We start from the raw sequence: 18,328 nt of genomic DNA on the forward strand, positions 1-18,328 counted from the left end.
TGGCCCGAAATAAACTGTGGGAGCGGGTTTACCCGCGAAGCGCCGCGCGGGCGGCGCTCGATCTGATAGGCGCTGCAAAAACATCGGCGAACACTTGGTGGCCCTCACCCAATATGAGCAAAATCACCCTACGACAGGCCGTCGTCGAGGATGCCGACGCCATCGCGACGTTGGTCAGCGAAGCCTACGGCCCTTACATCGCCAGAATTGGTCGCGAACCGGCACCGATGCTCGACGATTACCAGCAGGTCGTGCGCGAGGACGATGTGTTCGTTGCCACGCTGGCCTCACGCATCGTCGGGCTACTGGTCATGCGCCGCGAGGGGCGCGAGCTGCTGTTGGTGAACGTCGCCGTTTTGCCCGCGTGCAAAGGGCAGGGCATCGGGCGGATGCTGATGGACTTCTGCGAGGCACATGCCCGCGCCGCAGGAAGCGAGGCGATCCGGCTCTATACCCATGAGCGGATGACCGAAAACATCGCAATCTATGCCCGGCTGGGCTATCACGAGACGCATCGGGCTGCGCAGGACGGGTTTGAACGGGTGTTCATGCGTAAATCATTGCTGTAACCAGGGCCAGCGTTTCACTTGTGGGAGCCGGCTTGCCGGCGATGAGGCCAGCACAGGAAGGTCACTGCTAAGCGCCCCCGCTACCTTGCCCTCCCCACCAAAGCAGCCCCCGCGCAGGCCGCCGCAATCGCTGCGATCCCCGCACACTGCAGCAGGCTCAATGTCTCCCCCAGCACCAGCCAGCCGGCAATCGCCCCGGCGGCCGGCGAGGCGCTGAGCAGCACGCCGAACACGCTCGGCGGCAGGTGGCGCATGGCGAACATGTCCAGCAGGAAGGGCAGGGTGCTGGACAGCAATGCCACTGCCAGCCCCACGGCCAGTACCGTGGGCTGCAGCAGCTGGCTGCCGGCTTGCAGGGTGCCCAGCGGCACCCCAAGCAACGCCGCCACCAGCATGCCGCTGGCCACCGCCTGGCGGCCATGCATTGCCACCCGAGTACCCAAGGTCACATACAGGCCCCAGGCCAGTGCGGCGGCCAGGGCATAGGCCACGCCGCGCAGGTCCAACCCGTCTGCACCGGCACCCCAGGGCAGCAGCACCAGGCCGAATACCGACAGGGCGATCCACAGCAAGTCGATGCGCCGCCGCGAGTTCAACAATGCGACGCCCAGTGGGCCGATCACTTCGATCGACACCGCGATGCCCACCGGGATGTACAAAAACGCCCGGTAGATCAGCAGGTTCATCAAACCCATCATCAGCCCGTAGCCGACCAGGTCGCGCAGGTTGGCTTGTCGCCAGATGCGCCACGGGCGCAGCACTATCAGTAGAATCAGCGCCGAGAGGCCCAGGCGCAGCGCAGCCACGCCTTCCGGCCCCACCAGTGGGAAGATGGCCTTGCCGACGGCGGCGCCCGATTGCACTGACACCAGCCCCAGCAGGGCAGCAAGGATGGGGGTGAATGCCCCCGGGTTGGCTTGGCGCACAACGACCTCCACGCAGATTCGTGGCAGGATTCTACTGCGTCGGCCCCGAAGCATTGGCTGTATAACGCGCCGCAGGATGAGTGAATTGCTTTTTTCGGACCCTGAACATGAATGTTTTGCCCAAGCGCCCGCTCGACAGCTTCGACCAGGCGATCCTGCGCATGCTGCAGCAGGACAACAAGACCTCGCAGCGGGTGATCGCCGAGGCTATCGGCCTGTCGACCCCCGCCGTGCAGCGGCGCATCACCCAGCTCGAAGCCAGTGGAGTGATTCTTGCCAATACCGCCGTCATCGCCCCGGAGGCGTTGGGCCAGGAGCTCACCGCCATCGTCGAGTCGCGCCTGTGCGACGACCGCTCGCTGGTGATGGACCGCGCCAAGCGCTACTTCGCTTCAGTGCCGGAGGTGCAGCAGTGCTACTTCGTCAGCGGCGGGGTGTCGTTCATCATCGTCATGCTGGCGCGCAACGTCGCGCATTTCGAAAAGCTGGTCCGGCAGCATTTTGCCGACAACGACGATATCCAGACCTACCGCACGCTGATCGTGCTGGACAAGGTCAAGGTAGGGTTGGAGGTGGCGTTCCAGGCTGATGCCGGGTAGCAACAATGTATGTGACGCATTGAGTCACACATGATACTTTGCTGTCTGTGACTCATGGGGTCACACTCGCGCCTCTCGCACTGAACGGATACGGCGCGCCCCATGATCATCAGCTTTCGCCACAAAGGACTGCGGCTTTTCCACGAAACGGGCAACACCCGCGGCATCCAGGCTGCCCACGCCCTTCGCTTGAGGCGCCAACTGCAGTTTCTCGACAGTGCTCTCGTCGCCGACGACATGAGTGTGCCGGGCTGGCAGTTGCACCCGCTCAAGGGCGGGCTGGCCGGCTTCTGGTCGGTCAGCGTGTCAGGTAACTGGCGGGTGGTGTTTCGTTTTGCGGGTTTTGATGTCGAATTGGTCGATTACCTCGACTATCACTGATCAGGAGGCTTTCCATGGCTATGTTCAACCCGCCTCACCCCGGTGAAACCCTGCGCGAGGACGTGCTGCCCGCACTGGGCCTGACGGTGAAGGCCTTCGCTGCGCACCTGGGCTTCTCCCGCGAAGCGCTGTCCCGTGTACTGCATGGCCGGGCGGCCGTCTCTCCCGACCTCGCCGTGCGCCTGGAGATGGCCGGCATCAGCACCGCGCGGCTGTGGTTGACCATTCAGGTCGACTACGACATCTGGCAGGCGCGGCAGCGCCAGCAACCGGTGATCACGCGGCTTCATCAGGCTGCCTGAAAACGCCAAGCCCGGGACGAACGCCTCGGGCTTTCTTCCTACACGATGTAACGAATTGACTGGCTCTCTTGCTGGTCTTTAGCTGCATGACTTTTCAGAAGTGAACCACTTTTCCGACTCACCTATGGAAGATGAGTCGGCACTATGGAATGCACCGCTTCACAAGAAACTACCCGTAACGACGCTCTGCGCGACACGCCCCTACCTGCTGTCCACACCACAACCCACGGCCTGCCGGCGGACGAGCGCTTCGCCACCTGGCGCCAGACCGCCGATGCGCTGTTCAACACCAGCGCAGCAGGCGAGGGCGCTTTCGACGCGTCGCTGCAGGTCTTTCACTTCAATCGCTTTCTGCTGTGCAGCGGCCATTTGGACGGCGCTCGCTATCGGCGCGACCACCTGCGCCTGAGGTGCTGCGACCTCGACCATTATCTGTTGCACGTACCGCTGCAGCGCGGGCTGGTGGCGGGCAACGGGCTGCGGGTACGGCCGGGCGATGTAGCAGTGCTCGACCTGACGCAGCCGGCGGACTTGCGCACCGCGGCAGGCGAGGGCATAAGCCTGTTGGTTCCGCGTACGGCGCTGTTGGCGTTCGAGGCAAACCAGTTGCACGGCCTGGTCCTGCGCCGAGGCAGCGCGAACGGCCGCTTGCTGGCCGGCGTACTCAAGGCGTTGGCCGTGGCGGCGCCGGGCCTTGGCCAGGATGATGGCGTGCGCCTGAGCCTGCCGATACTGGCGGTGGTGGCTGCATGCCTGGCCAAGGAGGCCGGCAGCCGACCTGCCACTGCGCAGCCCGGCCCGACGACCTTGGGCCGCCGGGCACGTTTGTACATCGAGCACAACCTGCACCGCGACGACCTCAGCCCCGCCGTGCTGGCCAAGGCCTTGGCCACCTCGCGCAGCCAGCTTTACCGGGCGTTCGAGCGTTTCGGCGGGGTGCGCCATTACGTGCTGCAACGCCGCTTGCGGCGTTGCCTGCTGGCCTTCGGCGAAGCCGGCAATGGGGACCGGCGCATTGGCGACGTGGCCTACGCCAACGGTTTTGCTGATGAGGCCCACTTCAGCCGGGTGTTCCGCAAAGCGTTCGGCCTGTCCCCGACTTCGGCGCGCACGGCGCTTCAGCGCGGCGAGTTGCCAACCCATGCCCGGCTTATGGCGCCGATCGGTGAAGGGCCCGTGCTTGCGCAGTGGATCAGCGAGCTGGCCTGCCATTGAGACAACGTGCCAGCGCTACCTGTTTTGGGACGTACAGCCAGGTTTTCGGGACGTGCGCCTCAGGACACCCCGTGGGCCTGCTCGTAACCTGAGCTCACCCGGTAACCCAACCCTTCCTCCACCCGGTGCCGTCCCTGGTGCGTGAAAGCCCCAGTGTGCAGGCTCAGCGAAGTCGCCAGGATGGCATCGGTACCCAACGTGACAAGGAGCGTCTGACGTGGCGAACCAATCCCTTCACCATCTCATCCAGAGCATCGCCGGCGCGGTCGCCGAGGCGCAGGACAAGATCCAGCGCTTCCAGGTGTCCACCGTGCGCCAGTACTTCGACGAAGACAATCGGCCGATCAGCATCGATGTGCGCCTGCCCTCGCATTCGCCTGAGGCGAAGGACGGCGAAGAGCGTGTGGTGCGCGTGCCGCTGCTGTCCCTCGTGGGAGCTCGGCTGATGTCGGTTAAAGACATGGAGATTTCGTTCGAAGTTGGCCTGAACGCCGACGACGGAACCGTCGCTGCCGCCCCAGGCGATGACGGCTCGGGTTGGCCGAGCGAGTCCCACACGCCTCTGAACGTCGATATGGGCGTTCGCCGCAATGGTGAAGGCGGGCCGCTGGCGCGCGTCACCCTCAAAGTCGAAACCCAGCCCCCTTCGGAGGGGATGGCTCGGCTGTTGCAAAACCTCGATAAATTGATCTGATCCAGGAAGGAGAAACAAACATGGCTAACTTCTCGATGGGTGACCAGTTCCGCGGCCTGCCCATGGGCGACCTGATCGGCGGCCCGCTGACCGCCGCCTGCGATGCACAGGTACGCCTGGCCAATGCCACCGCCGACTTCATCAAGGTGATCGGCTTCCTGCCACCGCCACCTGACCCCAACAACACCGACCCCAACGCAGTGGGCGACGTGCGCACGGTCAGCTTCCGTTTCGACCGCCCCTCCACCAGCAAGCCCGACGACGGCACCATCCCGATGGAGCGGGTGGAGCTTGAAGTACCGCTGCTGGCGGTGGTCAAGGTGCCGAACCTGTCGATCAACAAGGTGGACATCACCTTCGACATGGAAGTGAAGAACTCCGAGCAGTCACGCGAGGCCACCGACGCGCAAGCGGCGATGTCGGCCGAGGCCAGTGTCGGCTGGGGGCCGTTCAGCGCCAAGGTCAACATTTCGGGCTCGGTGTCCTCGCACAAGGAGAACACCCGCTCGACCGACCAGTCGGCCAAGTACCACGTCGAGGTCCACGCGGCCGACGACGGCATGCCCGAAGGCCTGGCGCGGGTGCTCGACATGATTGCCCAGTCGGTTGCGCCAAAAGCCATCACCCAGCAGTAAGGGGCGGCGGCACACTGCCAACCGCCTGATTGCTTGAGCGTTGACAGGGGTTGGCCGTCAGTCTTTTCCGGAAAGGGAGCTCCGTGATGTTCGATCTAACGGACGTGGGATATGTGAAACGCATCGTCGTCGGCAGCACCGATCCGGAAAAGCTGACGTCGCACGAAGTGATCCAGGCGCAGACCGCGCTGCTCAATCGCTGCCTGAGCGAACCGCCGAAAGGGCGCATCGTCGGCATCGAGAAAACCTTCAACCTGCTCAACATCGGCGAGCACCAGGTGGTGCTGCAATCGCTGATCTACCACGTGGGCTTCAGTCGCCGGCCGTTCTGGTTGGCCGATGACCAGGAGGCCTCGTGATGAAACAGTTGCAAGACTTCATTCAGACCCTCGCCGAGTCGATGCGCTGCGCGCAGCGGGTCACCGGCCTGCGCTGGCCGGGAGTGCAGATCGTCTCGATGCAGGTGCAGCTTGCGGCCACCGTCGAAGCGGGCGATGCGCACGACACGCTGGCACTGCGCATCGGTGCTGAACCACAGCAAGCGCAGGCACTGCACGCCCTGAGCATCGAGGTGCCGGGTAACCAAAACGAAGCGATCGTCGTGCACCTCGACGGCCAGTTGGTCGGACACTACGGGAGCCACGGCGATGCCCAAGCGAACTGACCGCTCGATGCGGCTGCTGCTTTCCCGGCAGGAGACCCAGACCCTGCGTTCGATCCTGCGCGACAAACCCGACCAGACGGCGCCGCGGCCGGTGCCCAAACGGCTGCTCTGCGCCCTGGGTGCGGTGCTGCTGACGGGGCTGGTGTCGCTGGGCCTGGTAGCGCCTGAACTGGCGCGCGCCGTCGCCAAGTGGGCCGGGCTGGTTTTGGGGTTCTGAAGCAGGCAATCACTGATAGACAAGGAGCGTGATCATGAAACATCTGGCTGCATCACTGGCTGGCGCGGTTGCCCTGGCCACCCTGGCTTCGGCCTGGGCCGACGACCAGTACCAGGGAACCCTCAAGGACAACGGCCGGCCTGTACCGGTGTTGCTGAACATCAATTCCAGCGCAGGGCTTGGCGACATCGCCGGCAAGGTTCGCTTCAAAGGCGAATGGCAGTGTGGCTTTGGCCTTGAGTTCAACGGTGCCGACGGGCCGGTCAGCACCTATAGCCTCGCAGGCAGCGGCCCCGGCCGGTGCGTCTCGCTGACGCTCGGCTATCTGCAGGCCCAGCGCGGCACCGACGGCCTGCAGGTACAGCTGTATACCCAGGCCAACAAGCTGGCCTACAGCCTCACGCTGGCGCCACCCGCCAAGTAACCCCACCAACCCTTTGATTCGCTGACAAGGCAGGGCCCTCCCGCGGCCTCACGGGGAGCGGCTTGCCTGCGAAAAGGAGCAGACCATGTGCATCACCCAAAGTGTTGGCCCCGGTGGCAACAACGCCAGCGCCGATGTCCGCAGCTTGCAGCTGCTGCTCAACCTCAACAGCGGGCAACGCGGCTTCAGTTGCAAACTCGCTACCGATGGCCAGTGGGGCGCGGCTTCGCGCAGTGCCCTGGCAAGCTTCCAGCAAGCCATCGGCACCCCGCCCGGGCAACCGGTCAAACCCGACGATGCGACCATGGCAGCCCTGCGCACCGGCCTGCCTGCCGGCTTGGCGGCACCCAAGCTGTGGGCGGTGATGATCAACGCCAGCGGTGCGCGCATCGACGCCTTCACGCAACCGATGCTCGACGTGTTCGGCCGTTACGCCATCGATACGCCGCTGCGGATCGCCCACTTCCTCGCGCAGATCGCCCATGAAAGCGGCTGCCTGCGTTACACCGAAGAGCTCGCCTCGGGCAGCGCCTACGACGGGCGCAAGGACCTGGGCAACCTGCAGCCCGGCGATGGCCCTCGCTTCAAGGGGCGCGGCTTGATCCAGCTGACCGGCCGCGCCAACTACCGCCAGTACGGCCAGTACTGCAAGCGTGATTTCGAAGCCAAGGACGACCCCGCCCTGGTGAGTACCGACCCGGCCCTGGCGGTGGATGTCGCCGGCTGGTTCTGGATGACCCGCAAGCTCAACGATTGGGCCGACCAGGACAACTTGCGCGAGATCACCCGGCGCATCAACGGCGGCTTCAACGGCCTCGACGACCGCGCCGCCTACCTGGCCCGGGCCAAGTGGCTGCTGCTCGGCTGAACCTTCAGTTCACCCCTTTGCGCCGCCTGTGGCGCAGCCCGAGGACGACAACGTCCTGTAACCGCAAGAAAGGAGCTTCATGATGAAAAAGACTTTCGTGTTCCCACATGCGCGCGCCGCGCTGGCCGGCCTGGCAGTCATCGGCAGCCTGGCCTTCGCGCAAACTTCGGTGGCCTGCCCGCAGGCCAATTCGGCGGGTAATCCTGCGGTCGACCAGCAGCATGTATTCTGCGGCGAGGTCAGCGGTGGCGCCGCCAAAGGCCTGCATAGCCGCCCCGGCGGCACGATGCCCAACAGCGCCGCGACCACCCCGGCTACCACTGTCACCGTTTCGCCGACAATGCCTGCCGGGATCTACGCGCTGAACAACTTCACCATCACCCAGGCAGGGCAGACGCGCACCAAGACCATTTCCACAATGTTCCCGGACGCCTGCACCCAGGCCAATGTGGTTGCCGCTATCCAGAACGCCTATAACAACCGTACTTCGTTGAACGGCACCCGCTTCACCGGCCCGTCGGGGGCGAGCTGCGGCGCGGGTACGCCTGCGGTGTCATTCGACATTGTCGGCTTCCTGGATAGCGTCGGTGGCAGCGTGGTCAGAACGGCCTATCCTGCGTATTGAAATCAAGGCCAGGGAAAAGGGCCGTGGCGGCCCTTTTTCCGTTTCGAAGACAGAAGGAACCCGCCATGTCCCCACGTACGCCCCCTGCGACCGATGCCGGCCTGCAACAGTTTCTCGACGAAGAGGTCACTGCCGCGGCCCTTGCGCACCTGCTCGAGAAGGCCCTGGCCGCGCGCAGCAACCGGTTGGTAGAGGCCTACAGCGGCAATGCCTATCAGGTTGCGTTCGAAGATGACGACGTGCTGATCAAACACCACTATGTCAAAGACTGGCCTGCCGTGCGGTTGCCGCTGGCTACCTTCATCGAGGCACTGCAGGCATGGAAGGAGCAGCCCGGCGCCTGACCGGGCTGCCCCTTTCACACATCGCTGTCACTGACCACGCAGTGCGCGACCCCTTTGACGCCGCTGGCGTGGGCGCTCACATGGCGCACCTTGAACCCAGGGCTCTGCACCGTTGCCTTGGGCGTCCAGCCATCGCCGTTGTCGACCTGGTAGCTGATCGAGCCGTCGGCATGCCAGGCCAGGCGCAGGCCGTACTGGTCGTTGCGATTGGGCGCGTTGAGGAAGTGATCGCTGATGACGGCCGTTGCGTTGACGAAGGTGCGCAGGTGGAACGTGCGCTGATCGCTGCCGTTGCGTTGCGGTGAGCTGGACAGGAACAGGGTGTAGTCTTCGCGCTCGTCCTGGGCGGCGGCAAGAATCACCGAAGGCACCCATTTGTCGCCGGTGTGGTTTTGCTCGATGCTCACCTGGCAGGTCAGTTGACCGCGGTCGCCCACGTATTCACGCAGGAAGTTCTCGTAGTGACCGTATGGCACATCGAACGGCAAGCGTTGGCCCGGCGTGCAGCCAAGTAACAGCCCCAGGCCAGCCATACCCAATGTTCTTGCGAGATTCTTCACGTTGCGTTCCTTGCTTTGCGAGGGATATTTGCCATGGGCTTAGCCGTGCACGGGCCGCAGGAAGCTGCGTTCGTAGCTCTGGATGAAACGCTGCTCGGTGGCCAGGGCGAAGGCGGCGATGCACTCGGGGTCGGTTTCTGAAGCGATGCGGTACTGCTCGTAGGTGGCCAGGCTAGGGAAGCTGAACAGGGCGTAAGCGACGTTGTTGGCGCCTTCGCTGGGCAGGAAGTAGCCGTGGTGAGTGCCGCCCATGCGATTGACCAGGCCAATCCACAGCTCGCCGTAAGCCTCGAAAGCCGGGATCTGGTACGGGTCGATGATGTACTTGAGGTGGCAGGTGATCATTGCACGCAATCCTTTGGGTGAGCCGGGGAGGCTCACCTTACAGGGGGCGGCGGCAGGCGTCGATGGGCGTTACGGGGCGTCTGCCTGGCGCCAGATCAGCTGATCGGTGGGGTAGCCCTGCTCGCGTGCCCGTTGCAGCAGTTGCTCGCGGGTCTGGCTGCTGACCGTCGGGCTGCGCGACAACAGCCACAGGTACTCGCGGTTGGGGTGGCCGACCAATGCCACACGGTAGTCCGGGTCGTGGTACAGCACCCAGTACTCGCCCTTGGTCAGGTCGGGCGCCAGGCGGCTGAACCAGTTGTCGAAGCGTACCCACAGCTTGTCGGTGCGCCCGGGCACCTGCGTCTGGGCGATACCGTGGGCGCTGTTCCACTGGCCGTCCTTTTCCTTGCAACGGTTGTCGACGTCGATCCGGCCATCCGCGCGCAGCCCATAGTGCGCTTCGGACTGCACGCAGTTGCGCTGGAAGAACATCGGCAGTCGCGCCAGCTCGTACCAGGTGCCCTGGTAGCGTTGCAGGTCGACTTGCTCGGTGGTGGGGGGCGGCAGGTGTTGCTCGGTTGAGCTGGAGCAACCGGCCACTGCGAGGGTCAGGCAGGACAGCAGCAAAGCCGTGCGCATCGTCATGGGTACCTCCTGGCAAGCTGAAGGGTCACCTGATGTTCGATGCGCAGGCCGGGCAAAAGGTTTTACCGGATCAACGCGAAGTTTCTATGCGCAGCACTTCGGTGTAGATGGCGTCCACCGTCTGGTCGACCTTGAGGTTCTTCATGCGCTTTTGCAGCTCGGGGTCTTCCACCTTGACCACCTGCAGCTTGCCTTCCGGCGGCAGCAGGCTGACTTCGTGGGTGTTGAGGTCGATCTTCTTGATCTGCGAGGTGACCTTCACCTGGCGGAAGGCTTCGCCACCGGGGTTGGGGTTGTCCTTGGTGGCGCGGATGGTGCCGGCCTCTTCCGAGGCTTTCGGTGCGCCGCCGACGTTGGTGTTGAGCACGTAGGCGACGGCACGGGTCACGTAGATGTCGACATTGTCGCCAACCTTGAGGTTGGGCAGGGCCTTGGCTTGTTCCGTGAGCTGGAAGGTCACGTCCTTGTCGTGCGGGCCCTTGACGGTGACCTGGCGGTTGGCCTGGTCGATGGCGGTAACCTGGGTGCTGACATGGCTTTCCAGCGCTTCGCTGGCGATGGGCAGTTGGGCGGCGTGGGCGGTGAAGCTGGCGGCGGACACTAACGAGGCGAGCGCAATGGCGCGGGCGAGGGAACGGGTTGGATTCATTGGCCTGTCTTCCTTGTGATCGATACCGGTGAGTAGCATGCGAGGTTCAAGCATAGTCACAGGTTGGCCAGTGTGTGAGCGACCTGGTGTCGCTGTGGCCTCAGGCCGGCGTGTGAGCGGCGCTTCGCTGCTGCGACTTGCCCCGCGATACAGTCGGCACCGGCACCGCATTCTTCGCCGCCAGTACCTCGGCCATCACGCTGACCGCGATCTCCGCCGGGGTCTTGCTGCCGATGTAGACGCCGATCGGCCCGTGCAGGCGCTCAAGCGATTGTTCGGTCTCGCCGAAATGCTCGATCAGCCGTTCGCGACGCAACTGGCTGTTGCGCCGCGAACCGATGGCGCCGACGTAGAACGCCGGGCTGTGCAGGGCTTCGAGCAGGGCCAGGTCGTCGAGCCTGGGATCGTGGCTGACGGCGATGACGCAGGTGCGCAGGTCGGCCCGGAAGGCGCGCACCACGTCGTCCGGCATGCCCGCGAGGTGCTCGACACCGGCCACCGCCCAGCTGGCCAGGTACTCAGGGCGCGGGTCGCACACCGTCACGCGAAAGCCGTTGAACAGGGCCATGGTCGCCAGGTATTCGGCCAGCGCGCCGGCGCCGATCAGCAGCATGCGGTAGCCGGGGCCGAGGGTGTTGCGCATGTGCTGGCCGTCGAAGCTGAATTGTGCCGGGGTGGCGCTGGCCTGGAGGGTGACGCTGCCGTCATTCAGGGCAAGGTCGCGCCGGACCAGTTGACCGCTGTCGAGCTGATGGAGCAAATGCTGCAACAGCTGGGGTTCGGGGTTGAATTCGAGGATCAGTTCCAGCGTGCCGCCGCATGGCAGGCCGAAGCGGTGCGCCTCGTCGGCGCTGATGCCGTAGCGGAGCACCTCGGGGGCGCTGTCGGGCAGCCCGGGGCCACCATGGGCGCTGGTATAGCGCTGGATCAGGTCGTCTTCGATGCAGCCGCCGGAGACGCTGCCAACCACCCGGCCATCACCGCGCAGGGCCATCATCGAGCCCACCGGGCGCGGTGACGAGCCCCAGGTACGGGCCACAGTGGCGAGCAGCACGCGGTGATTGGCCTTGAGCCAGTCGTGGGCGGTGCGCAGGACCAGCAGGTCGATGCTTTCCATGGTGTTCGTGGCCTCGCTAACTCATGACAGGGCCTTCGCGGGGCAAGCCCGCTCCCACTCGATGACACAACGTGGGAGCGGGCTTGCCCCGCGAAGGCGGTTTCAGCGCATATGCAAAATGATCGGGCTGCTGCTGGCCGGGTCGGTATGTTCACGCAATTTGCCGACCGCCTTGGCGTCCACGGCGCCGCCCTGGTTGCCCCAGGTTGCGCGGGCAAAACTCAGCACCTCGGCAATCTCCCGGTCATTGAGCTGTTCACGAAACGCCGGCATGCGGTAGGCATCCGGCACCCCGGCGGCGACGATGCGCTGCGAGCCGTTGAGGGTGATGTTGATCGCCGAGGCGTTTTCGCTGGCCAGCATCGAGGTGGCGCCCGCCAGCGGCGGCATCCACTCGGCCTGGCCCTGGCCATCCAGGCCATGGCAGCTGGCGCAGCGGGTCACGTAGGTATGCGCGCCGGGCGCCTCCAGGCGGTCGGTGGCGGACACGGCCTGGTACTGCCAGGGCGCGCCGTCGCGCTGCGGGTCGCCCGGCAACGATTTCAGGTAGCGGGCGATGGCGGCCAGGTCATCGTCGGCCATGAACTGCGTGGAGTTATTGAATGCCTCGGTCATCGAGCCGTACACCACGGCGTGCTGGTTGCGCCCGGTCTTGAGGAACTGCACGATCTGCGCCTCGCTCCAGCGGCCCAGCCCGGTGTTGGGGTCCTGGCGCAGGCTGGGCGCATACCAACCGTCGAGCAGGGCGCCGGCGAGGAAGGGCACGCCGGCCTCGTCCAGCGCCTTCTCGTTGAACGCCAGGCCCCGTGGGGTGTGGCAACTGCCGCAGTGGCCGGGGCCCTGGACGATATAGGCGCCACGGTTCCACAGCGCATCCTGTCCGGGCTTCTGCGCGTAAGGCGTGTTTGGCGCAAACAGGCCATTCCACAGGGCGATCGGCCAGCGCAGGTTCAGCGGCCAGGGGATGCTGCTGGGGATGTTGGCCTGGTTGGCCGGCTGCACGCCCTGCATGAAGAAGGCATACAGCGCGCGCAGGTCGTCGTCACTGAGCTTGGCGTAGGACGGGTAGGGCATGGCCGGGTACAGCCGGCGCCCGCCGGGGGCGACGCCGTGGCGCACGGCGCGGTCGAAGTCGGCCAGGCTGTAGGCGCCGATGCCGTGCTCGCGATCAGGGGTGATGTTGGTGGCATGGATCGCCCCCAAGGGCGTTGCCATTTCCAACCCGCCGGCGAACGGCGCCTGGCCAGGCAGGCTGTGGCAGGCTACGCAGTCGCTGAGACGGGCGACGTACTCGCCACGGCTGACCAGCGCGGCGTTCACTGGCGTGTCGGCGGTGAAGGGCGAGGCAGGCTCGCGGGTGACGTACCAGGCCAGCAGGCCTGCCGCGACCAGGCACGGCAGGGCCAGCCAGCCCGCGGTTGTTGCGAAGCGACGGTTGTTCATGGGCGGTCCTGTCGAGTCAGCTGAAGCTGTAGCGGCTAAGGGGCAGGCTGCGGATGCGCTGGCCGGTCAACCGCGCCACCGCGTTGGCCACCGCAGGCGCCACCGCCGGCAGTGGGGGTTCGCCTATGCCGCCCATCTTCGCGCCGCTCTCGACAATGCGCACATGCACCCGGGCCATGCGCGAAGGCGGCAGGATCGGGTACAGGTCGTAATTGCGCGCCCTCGGCATGCCGTCGAGCCATACCGCTTCCTCCACCAGCGCCTGGGACAGCCCCAAGGCCACCGCGCCATTGACCTGGGCCTCGATGATCGCCGGGTTGACGATGCTGCCCGGGTCGATGGCCTGCCAGATGTCGTGCACCTTCACCTGGCCCCCTTCGATCGACACCTCGGCGATCACCGCCGCCTCCGAGCCGAACGGCGAGGCCATGGCCACGCCCCGGGCGCGCTTGCTGCCGTCCTCGGCGGTGAACGGCCCACGTTTCCAGCCGCCGGACAGTTCGCCCACCGCTTGCAGCAGCTGGGTCAGGCGCGGGTTGTCGCGCAGCAGGTGCAGGCGCAGCTCGAACGGGTCGTGGCCGCCCTTGTCGGCCAATTCGTCGAGGAAGGCTTCATAGAAGAAGTCGTTCAGCGAATTGCCCACCGAGCGCCAGTAACCGAGCATGGCCGGGCCTTTCACATACACCTGGGCAATGCGCTTGTTGGCGATGGCGTAGGCCTTGCCAGACAACCCTTCGAGGGCGGTGGGGTCGAGTTTCTCACCCTGCTGGCCGGCCAGGGCTTCGGTGGGGCCTTCGGTGGCGCTGACGGCCTCGATGGCAATCGGGAAGCCTTCGGCGTCCAGCCCGGCGCGGAACTTGACCGCAGCCACCGGGCGCAGCACGTCGCGCAGGAATTCTTCCTCACGGGTCCAGATCAGCTTCACCGGGCGCCCGACCGCCTTGGCCAGGGCAATGGCCTGGGGGTAGGGGTTGGCCGAGTCGTAGAGGAAGTGGCGGCCGAAGAAACCGCCCAGCAACGGCGAGTGCAGGGTGATCTGCGCAGCGTCCAGGCCGGTACGTTTGGCGATATCGTCGCGGAACATGTCCGGCGCCTGGTTGGGCAGCCACACCTCCAGGGTGCCGTCGGGGTTGAACCGCGCGGTGGCGGACGGCGGCTCGAGCTGGGCGTGGTTGAGGTACTGGTTGTGGTAACTGGCCTCGACCGTGCTCTTGGCGCTGGCCAGGGCGGCGGCTACATCGCCTTCATGTTCGTCGTCGCGGGGCGTGCCGGGCTGGCTGGCCAGGTGTTCAAGCCAGGCGGCGCTGGAAAAGTCCGCCGGCATCGGCCGCACCTTGCTGTCGGCGCCGGGCGCCTTCCAGTCCACCTGCAGGGCTTCGACCGCCCGTTTGGCGTGCCACCAGCGTTCGGCGACCACCGCCACCGCACCGGGCAGCTGATGCACCGAGTGCACGCCCTTCATGGCCTTGACCTGGTCTTCGTTGCGCAGGCTGCCCACCGTCAGCCCCAGGCGCGGTGCATGCTGCACGGCGGCGTGGAGCATGCCGTCGAGTTTTACGTCGATGCTGTAGACGGCCTTGCCGGTGGACTTGTCGTAGGCATCCAGGCGCCGCACCGGCTTGCCGATCCAGCGGAACTGGCTGGGGTCGCGCAGGGTGATGCCGGCCGGGTCAGGCACCGGCAGGTCCATGGCGCGGCTGGCCAGTTCACCGTAGGCCAGCGACCGGCCCGAGGCGGCGTGGATCACCTTGCCCGGCTCGGTGCCCAGTTCGCTCACCGGCACGCCCAACTGCTCGGCGGCGGCTTGCAGCAGCATGGCCCGGGCCAGCGCCCCGAGACGGCGCATGGTCGGGTAGCTCATGCGTACCGACATGCTACCGCCGGTAATGCGCATGCCGTTTTCCATCACCACGTAGGCCTCGCCGGGCGGGGCGCTGTCGACCACGAAGCTGGCGGGGTCGGCGTCCAGCTCTTCGCCGACGATCTGCGCCATGGCCGTGAAGGTGCCCTGGCCGCCTTCCATGAACGGGCTGAGCAGGCGGATGGTGCCGTCCGGGCGAATTTCCAGGAACGCCGGCACCTGGGTGCCGCGCTCGGCGGTTGCCGCCGCAGCCTGTACCCGTGGCGCGCCCAGTGGCAGGCCAAAGCCGAGCACCAGGGCGCCCACGGCGGTGCCGGTGAGGAAGCGTCGGCGCGATAGGTTGACGGTTTCGCCCACGGGCAGCTTGAGCAAGTCCTCGGGAGTGCTGATGCGTGTGCTCATCAGGCGTTCTCCCCTTGGGCCAGCGCATGCACGGCAGCATGGATGGCGTTGTAGGTGCCGCAGCGGCACAGGTTGACCATCGCCGCGTCGATCTGCGCATCGCTGGGCTTGGCGGTGTGCTTGAGCAGCGCGGTGGCGGCCATCACCTGGCCGGACTGGCAATAACCGCACTGTGCCACCTGATGCTCGACCCAGGCCGCGACCACTCGCTTGCCGATGGCGTCGGCCTCGATCGCCTCGATGGTGGTCACCTCGCGGCCCACCACCCCGGCCACTGGGGTGACGCAGGCACGCACCACGTTGCCGTCCACCAGCACCGAACAGGCGCCGCACTGGGCCAGGCCGCAGCCGTACTTGGTGCCGGTCAGGCCGAGATCGTCACGGATCACCCACAGCAACGGGGTGTCGGCTTCGGCGTCAACCTGGTAGGTCTTCTGGTTGATTCGTAGTTCCATGATGGTGGGCTCCATGGCTCATCGTGCTGATCATCGGTTGATGGCGGATCGTTATGGGCAGGGTGGCGCAGCGAGGCGCCGCCTCTGTTGGCAACAGTTGTCGGACCTCAGCGAACTTTAGTCCTGGGGTGCCGGGTTGCCCATCCATGGGCCTGCAGGTTCAGAGGATCAGGCAAGCATTCCAGCGGATTGCGCTAGTGCGTCAGGGCGATGAGGCCGGTGCATGCAGCACCTGTTCAGGACGGCTTGATCGCGGCCTCGAACGCGCGCAACAACTGCTCGGCCGAGTACGGCTTGTTCAACAGCTCCACGCCAGGCTGCGCATCGTCGGCCAGCACCTGGCTGTAGCCGCTGGTCAGCACCAGCGGGATGTCGGGCCAGCGGCGCTTGATGGTGCGCGCCAGTTCGATGCCGCTGACCCCGGGCATGACCACATCCGACAGCACCAGGTCGATGCGCGGCTGGCCGGCTTCCAGCAGCGCCAGGGCGCTGATGCTGTCGTGGGCCAGGCAGGTGGCGTAACCCATGTCGGCCAGCAGGGTGGCGGTGAATTCACGCACCTGCAGGTTGTCCTCGACCACCAGGATGCGGCCCTTGGGCTTGGCCAGGGTAGCTTCGGGCGCCGCTGCCAGATCGGGGGCGGGGGCGGCCACCGCCGGCAACGATACGGTGAAGGTCGTGCCTTGGCCGGGGGTACTCTGCACGCTGATCGCACCGCCGGACTGATGGACGAAGCCGTACACCTGGGACAGCCCCAGCCCAGTGCCCTTGCCGACTTCCTTGGTGGTGTAGAAGGGGTCGAAGATCCGCTCCAGGTCGGCGGCGGCGATGCCATGGCCGTCGTCGGCCACGGCGATGGTGACCTGCTCATCGGTGGTTTCGATGGTGAGGGTAATGGTGCCTTGCCCCTGCATGGCATCGCGGGCATTGACCACCAGGTTGACCAGGGCGGTTTCGAACTGGTTCAGGTCCGCCTCGATGTAGCAGGGCTGCGCGGGGCCCTGCACCAGGACCTGCATGTGCGCGCCGACGATGCTGCGCAGCATTTCGGCGATCTGTTCGACCTGATGCAGTACCGGGAACACTTCCGGGCGCAGTGCCTGGCGGCGGGCGAAGGCCAGCAGTTGACTGGTGAGCTTGGCGGCGCGGTCGGTGGTGTCGAGGATGGCGTCCAGGTAACGCTGCTGGCGCTCTGCCGGCAGTGGCTTGCGGCGCATCAGCTCAGCGGCGTTGCGGATCACCGTCAGCAGGTTGTTGAAGTCGTGGGCCACCCCGCCGGTGAGCAGGCCGATGGCTTCGAGCTTCTGCATCTGGCGCATCTGCGCTTCGGCCGCCTGCAGGTCGCGAGAGCCGGTTTGCACCTGTACTTCCAGTGCTTCGTTGAAGCTGCGCAGTTGCTGCTCGGCGCCATGGCGGTCGTGCACGTCCACCGCGGTGCCGTACCAGCGCAGCAGGGCGCCGCTCTCAGGGTCGCGGTAGGGCTGGGCGCGCACCATGAACCAGCGGTAGCTGCCATCGTGGTAGCGCAGGCGGTGCTCGCTCTCGAGCACCTGGCCGCTGGCGCGGGCCTGGGCAAAAGCTTGCTCGACGGCGGCGATGTCGTCGGGGTGCACGCAGGTTTCGGCATACCAATGGAAGGCTTCTTGCTGGCCGGTTTCGCCGAAATAGTCGTGCCAGCGCTGGTTGAAAAATTCGAAGCGCCCGTTCTGGTCAGTCACCCAGACCAACTGCGGCACGGTGTCGGCGATGGTCTTGAATGCCGCTTCGCTCTCGCGCAGGCGGGCCATCGTTTCGTGCTGTTGGGTCACGTCCACCGCAGCGCCGAACCATTCGATGATCTCGCCGTGGTCGTCGAAGATCGGCACGGCCCGCGACAGGGTCCAGCCGAAGCGGCCGCCTGGCAACCATACGCGGTGTTCCAGTTCGAAGATGGCCCGCTCGGCTATCGCCTTGGCGATGGCTGCCAGCACTTTGGGCCGGTCTTGCGGGGGGATATAGGTTTCGATCCACTGTGGGTCGGGTTGTGTGGCGTCTTGCAGAAACCCCTCGCCGTTGAGTTGATACATGGCCTGCCAGTCCGGGCTCATGCGGTAGATCGCCGTGCTGCTGGCGGTCGCCAGCAAGCGCAAGCGCAACTCGCTGTCCAACAGCGCGCGGCCCAAGGTAGGGACTGCCGGGGGTTCTGGTCGGCTGTTGGGCATCTTTAAACGTCCTGAAGTCGAGTGCGTCTGGCGGGCTCCTCAGGTGTGCGCGCCCGGTGATCGAATGTTCAGATTAGTCGCTGCGCCCCGGCCTTGCCGAGCTCAGCGCAACACATACACCTGCAAAAAAAGGTGCCTGCGATATCCGATCTCCTGCTGCGGCAAAAAATTCCCTGTGGGAGCACGCGGGCCGGCGCCTTGGTGT

The 18,328-nt window shown here is 65.7% G+C and carries 24 protein-coding genes; 14 read left to right on the plus strand and 10 right to left on the minus strand.

Features of this window, described 5'->3' with window-relative positions:
• A partial coding sequence (locus tag F6X61_RS25815; RefSeq protein WP_306109415.1) for a GNAT family N-acetyltransferase occupies positions 1–569 on the plus strand: 569 nt, incomplete at its 5' end.
• A gap of 80 nt (positions 570–649) precedes the next feature.
• Here F6X61_RS25815 and F6X61_RS25820 read toward each other — a convergent pair.
• Positions 650–1,495 (minus strand): DMT family transporter, encoded by an 846-nt coding sequence (locus tag F6X61_RS25820; protein WP_256671431.1) that lies wholly within the window; start codon positions 1,493–1,495, stop codon positions 650–652.
• A gap of 107 nt (positions 1,496–1,602) precedes the next feature.
• On the opposite strand from F6X61_RS25820, the gene F6X61_RS25825 reads away from it, so the two are divergent.
• The 13 genes from F6X61_RS25825 (at position 1,603) to F6X61_RS25885 (ending at position 8,463) form a co-directional block, all read left to right on the plus strand.
• The gene (locus tag F6X61_RS25825) at positions 1,603–2,094 is read left to right on the plus strand and encodes an Lrp/AsnC family transcriptional regulator (protein ID WP_256671432.1); all 492 of its coding nucleotides are present in this window, start codon (positions 1,603–1,605) and stop codon (positions 2,092–2,094) included.
• A 102-nt stretch (positions 2,095–2,196) separates the two neighbouring features.
• Complete coding sequence (locus F6X61_RS25830; RefSeq protein WP_153789134.1) at positions 2,197–2,475, plus strand: type II toxin-antitoxin system RelE/ParE family toxin; 279 nt, start codon at positions 2,197–2,199, stop codon at positions 2,473–2,475.
• Between the two features lie 14 nt (positions 2,476–2,489).
• Positions 2,490–2,777: a HigA family addiction module antitoxin gene (locus F6X61_RS25835; protein WP_125463548.1), complete on the plus strand. Its 288-nt coding sequence runs from the start codon at positions 2,490–2,492 to the stop codon at positions 2,775–2,777.
• A gap of 144 nt (positions 2,778–2,921) precedes the next feature.
• A complete protein-coding gene (locus F6X61_RS25840; protein WP_153789135.1) occupies positions 2,922–3,992 on the plus strand; it encodes a helix-turn-helix domain-containing protein in 1,071 nt (356 codons plus the stop codon).
• Positions 3,993–4,209: 217 nt separating this feature from the next.
• Positions 4,210–4,686, plus strand: a complete 477-nt coding sequence (locus tag F6X61_RS25845; RefSeq protein WP_153789136.1) for a DUF2589 domain-containing protein — start codon at positions 4,210–4,212, stop codon at positions 4,684–4,686.
• 20 nt (positions 4,687–4,706) lie between these two features.
• Positions 4,707–5,321: a DUF2589 domain-containing protein gene (locus F6X61_RS25850; RefSeq protein ID WP_110993617.1), complete on the plus strand. Its 615-nt coding sequence runs from the start codon at positions 4,707–4,709 to the stop codon at positions 5,319–5,321.
• 86 nt (positions 5,322–5,407) lie between these two features.
• Complete coding sequence (locus F6X61_RS25855) at positions 5,408–5,680, plus strand: hypothetical protein (RefSeq protein WP_110993618.1); 273 nt, start codon at positions 5,408–5,410, stop codon at positions 5,678–5,680.
• Complete coding sequence (locus tag F6X61_RS25860; RefSeq protein WP_153789137.1) at positions 5,680–5,985, plus strand: hypothetical protein; 306 nt, start codon at positions 5,680–5,682, stop codon at positions 5,983–5,985. The genes F6X61_RS25855 and F6X61_RS25860 overlap by 1 nt, the downstream gene beginning before the upstream one ends.
• Positions 5,969–6,202 (plus strand): hypothetical protein, encoded by a 234-nt coding sequence (locus F6X61_RS25865; RefSeq protein ID WP_153789138.1) that lies wholly within the window; start codon positions 5,969–5,971, stop codon positions 6,200–6,202. The genes F6X61_RS25860 and F6X61_RS25865 overlap by 17 nt, the downstream gene beginning before the upstream one ends.
• Before the next feature lie 34 nt (positions 6,203–6,236).
• Positions 6,237–6,626, plus strand: coding sequence for a hypothetical protein (locus F6X61_RS25870; RefSeq protein WP_153789139.1), 390 nt, complete (start codon positions 6,237–6,239; stop codon positions 6,624–6,626).
• An 85-nt stretch (positions 6,627–6,711) separates the two neighbouring features.
• The gene (locus tag F6X61_RS25875; RefSeq protein ID WP_153789140.1) at positions 6,712–7,494 is read left to right on the plus strand and encodes a glycoside hydrolase family 19 protein; all 783 of its coding nucleotides are present in this window, start codon (positions 6,712–6,714) and stop codon (positions 7,492–7,494) included.
• Positions 7,495–7,576: 82 nt separating this feature from the next.
• A complete protein-coding gene (locus tag F6X61_RS25880) occupies positions 7,577–8,119 on the plus strand; it encodes an EndoU domain-containing protein (RefSeq protein WP_178125891.1) in 543 nt (180 codons plus the stop codon).
• A 65-nt stretch (positions 8,120–8,184) separates the two neighbouring features.
• Entirely contained in the window at positions 8,185–8,463 is a 279-nt protein-coding gene (locus F6X61_RS25885; protein WP_153789142.1) for a hypothetical protein, read from the plus strand.
• Positions 8,464–8,477: 14 nt separating this feature from the next.
• Here the strand turns inward: F6X61_RS25885 and F6X61_RS25890 are convergent, their stop codons facing one another.
• From F6X61_RS25890 to F6X61_RS25930, 9 genes are all read right to left on the minus strand, one after another.
• Positions 8,478–9,023, minus strand: coding sequence for a hypothetical protein (locus F6X61_RS25890; protein WP_256671433.1), 546 nt, complete (start codon positions 9,021–9,023; stop codon positions 8,478–8,480).
• 39 nt (positions 9,024–9,062) lie between these two features.
• Positions 9,063–9,368, minus strand: a complete 306-nt coding sequence (locus F6X61_RS25895; protein ID WP_153789143.1) for an NIPSNAP family protein — start codon at positions 9,366–9,368, stop codon at positions 9,063–9,065.
• 69 nt (positions 9,369–9,437) lie between these two features.
• The gene (locus tag F6X61_RS25900) at positions 9,438–9,995 is read right to left on the minus strand and encodes a lipocalin family protein (protein ID WP_153789144.1); all 558 of its coding nucleotides are present in this window, start codon (positions 9,993–9,995) and stop codon (positions 9,438–9,440) included.
• Positions 9,996–10,065: 70 nt separating this feature from the next.
• On the minus strand, positions 10,066–10,644 hold the full coding sequence (locus tag F6X61_RS25905; protein WP_153789145.1) for a hypothetical protein: 579 nt from the start codon (positions 10,642–10,644) through the stop codon (positions 10,066–10,068).
• A 100-nt stretch (positions 10,645–10,744) separates the two neighbouring features.
• Positions 10,745–11,761 (minus strand): XdhC family protein, encoded by a 1,017-nt coding sequence (locus tag F6X61_RS25910; protein WP_153789146.1) that lies wholly within the window; start codon positions 11,759–11,761, stop codon positions 10,745–10,747.
• Positions 11,762–11,863: 102 nt separating this feature from the next.
• Positions 11,864–13,204 (minus strand): cytochrome c, encoded by a 1,341-nt coding sequence (locus F6X61_RS25915; RefSeq protein ID WP_153789147.1) that lies wholly within the window; start codon positions 13,202–13,204, stop codon positions 11,864–11,866.
• Positions 13,205–13,220: 16 nt separating this feature from the next.
• The gene (locus F6X61_RS25920) at positions 13,221–15,467 is read right to left on the minus strand and encodes a molybdopterin cofactor-binding domain-containing protein (RefSeq protein ID WP_153789148.1); all 2,247 of its coding nucleotides are present in this window, start codon (positions 15,465–15,467) and stop codon (positions 13,221–13,223) included.
• A complete protein-coding gene (locus F6X61_RS25925; RefSeq protein WP_110993707.1) occupies positions 15,467–15,922 on the minus strand; it encodes a (2Fe-2S)-binding protein in 456 nt (151 codons plus the stop codon). The genes F6X61_RS25920 and F6X61_RS25925 overlap by 1 nt, the downstream gene beginning before the upstream one ends.
• Before the next feature lie 236 nt (positions 15,923–16,158).
• Positions 16,159–18,123, minus strand: coding sequence for a PAS domain-containing sensor histidine kinase (locus F6X61_RS25930; RefSeq protein ID WP_153789149.1), 1,965 nt, complete (start codon positions 18,121–18,123; stop codon positions 16,159–16,161).
• Between the last annotated feature and the right edge of the window lie 205 nt (positions 18,124–18,328).

The sequence above is a fragment of the Pseudomonas sp. EMN2 genome (genome assembly GCF_009650555.1).
Lineage (GTDB): Bacteria > Pseudomonadota > Gammaproteobacteria > Pseudomonadales > Pseudomonadaceae > Aquipseudomonas > Aquipseudomonas sichuanensis.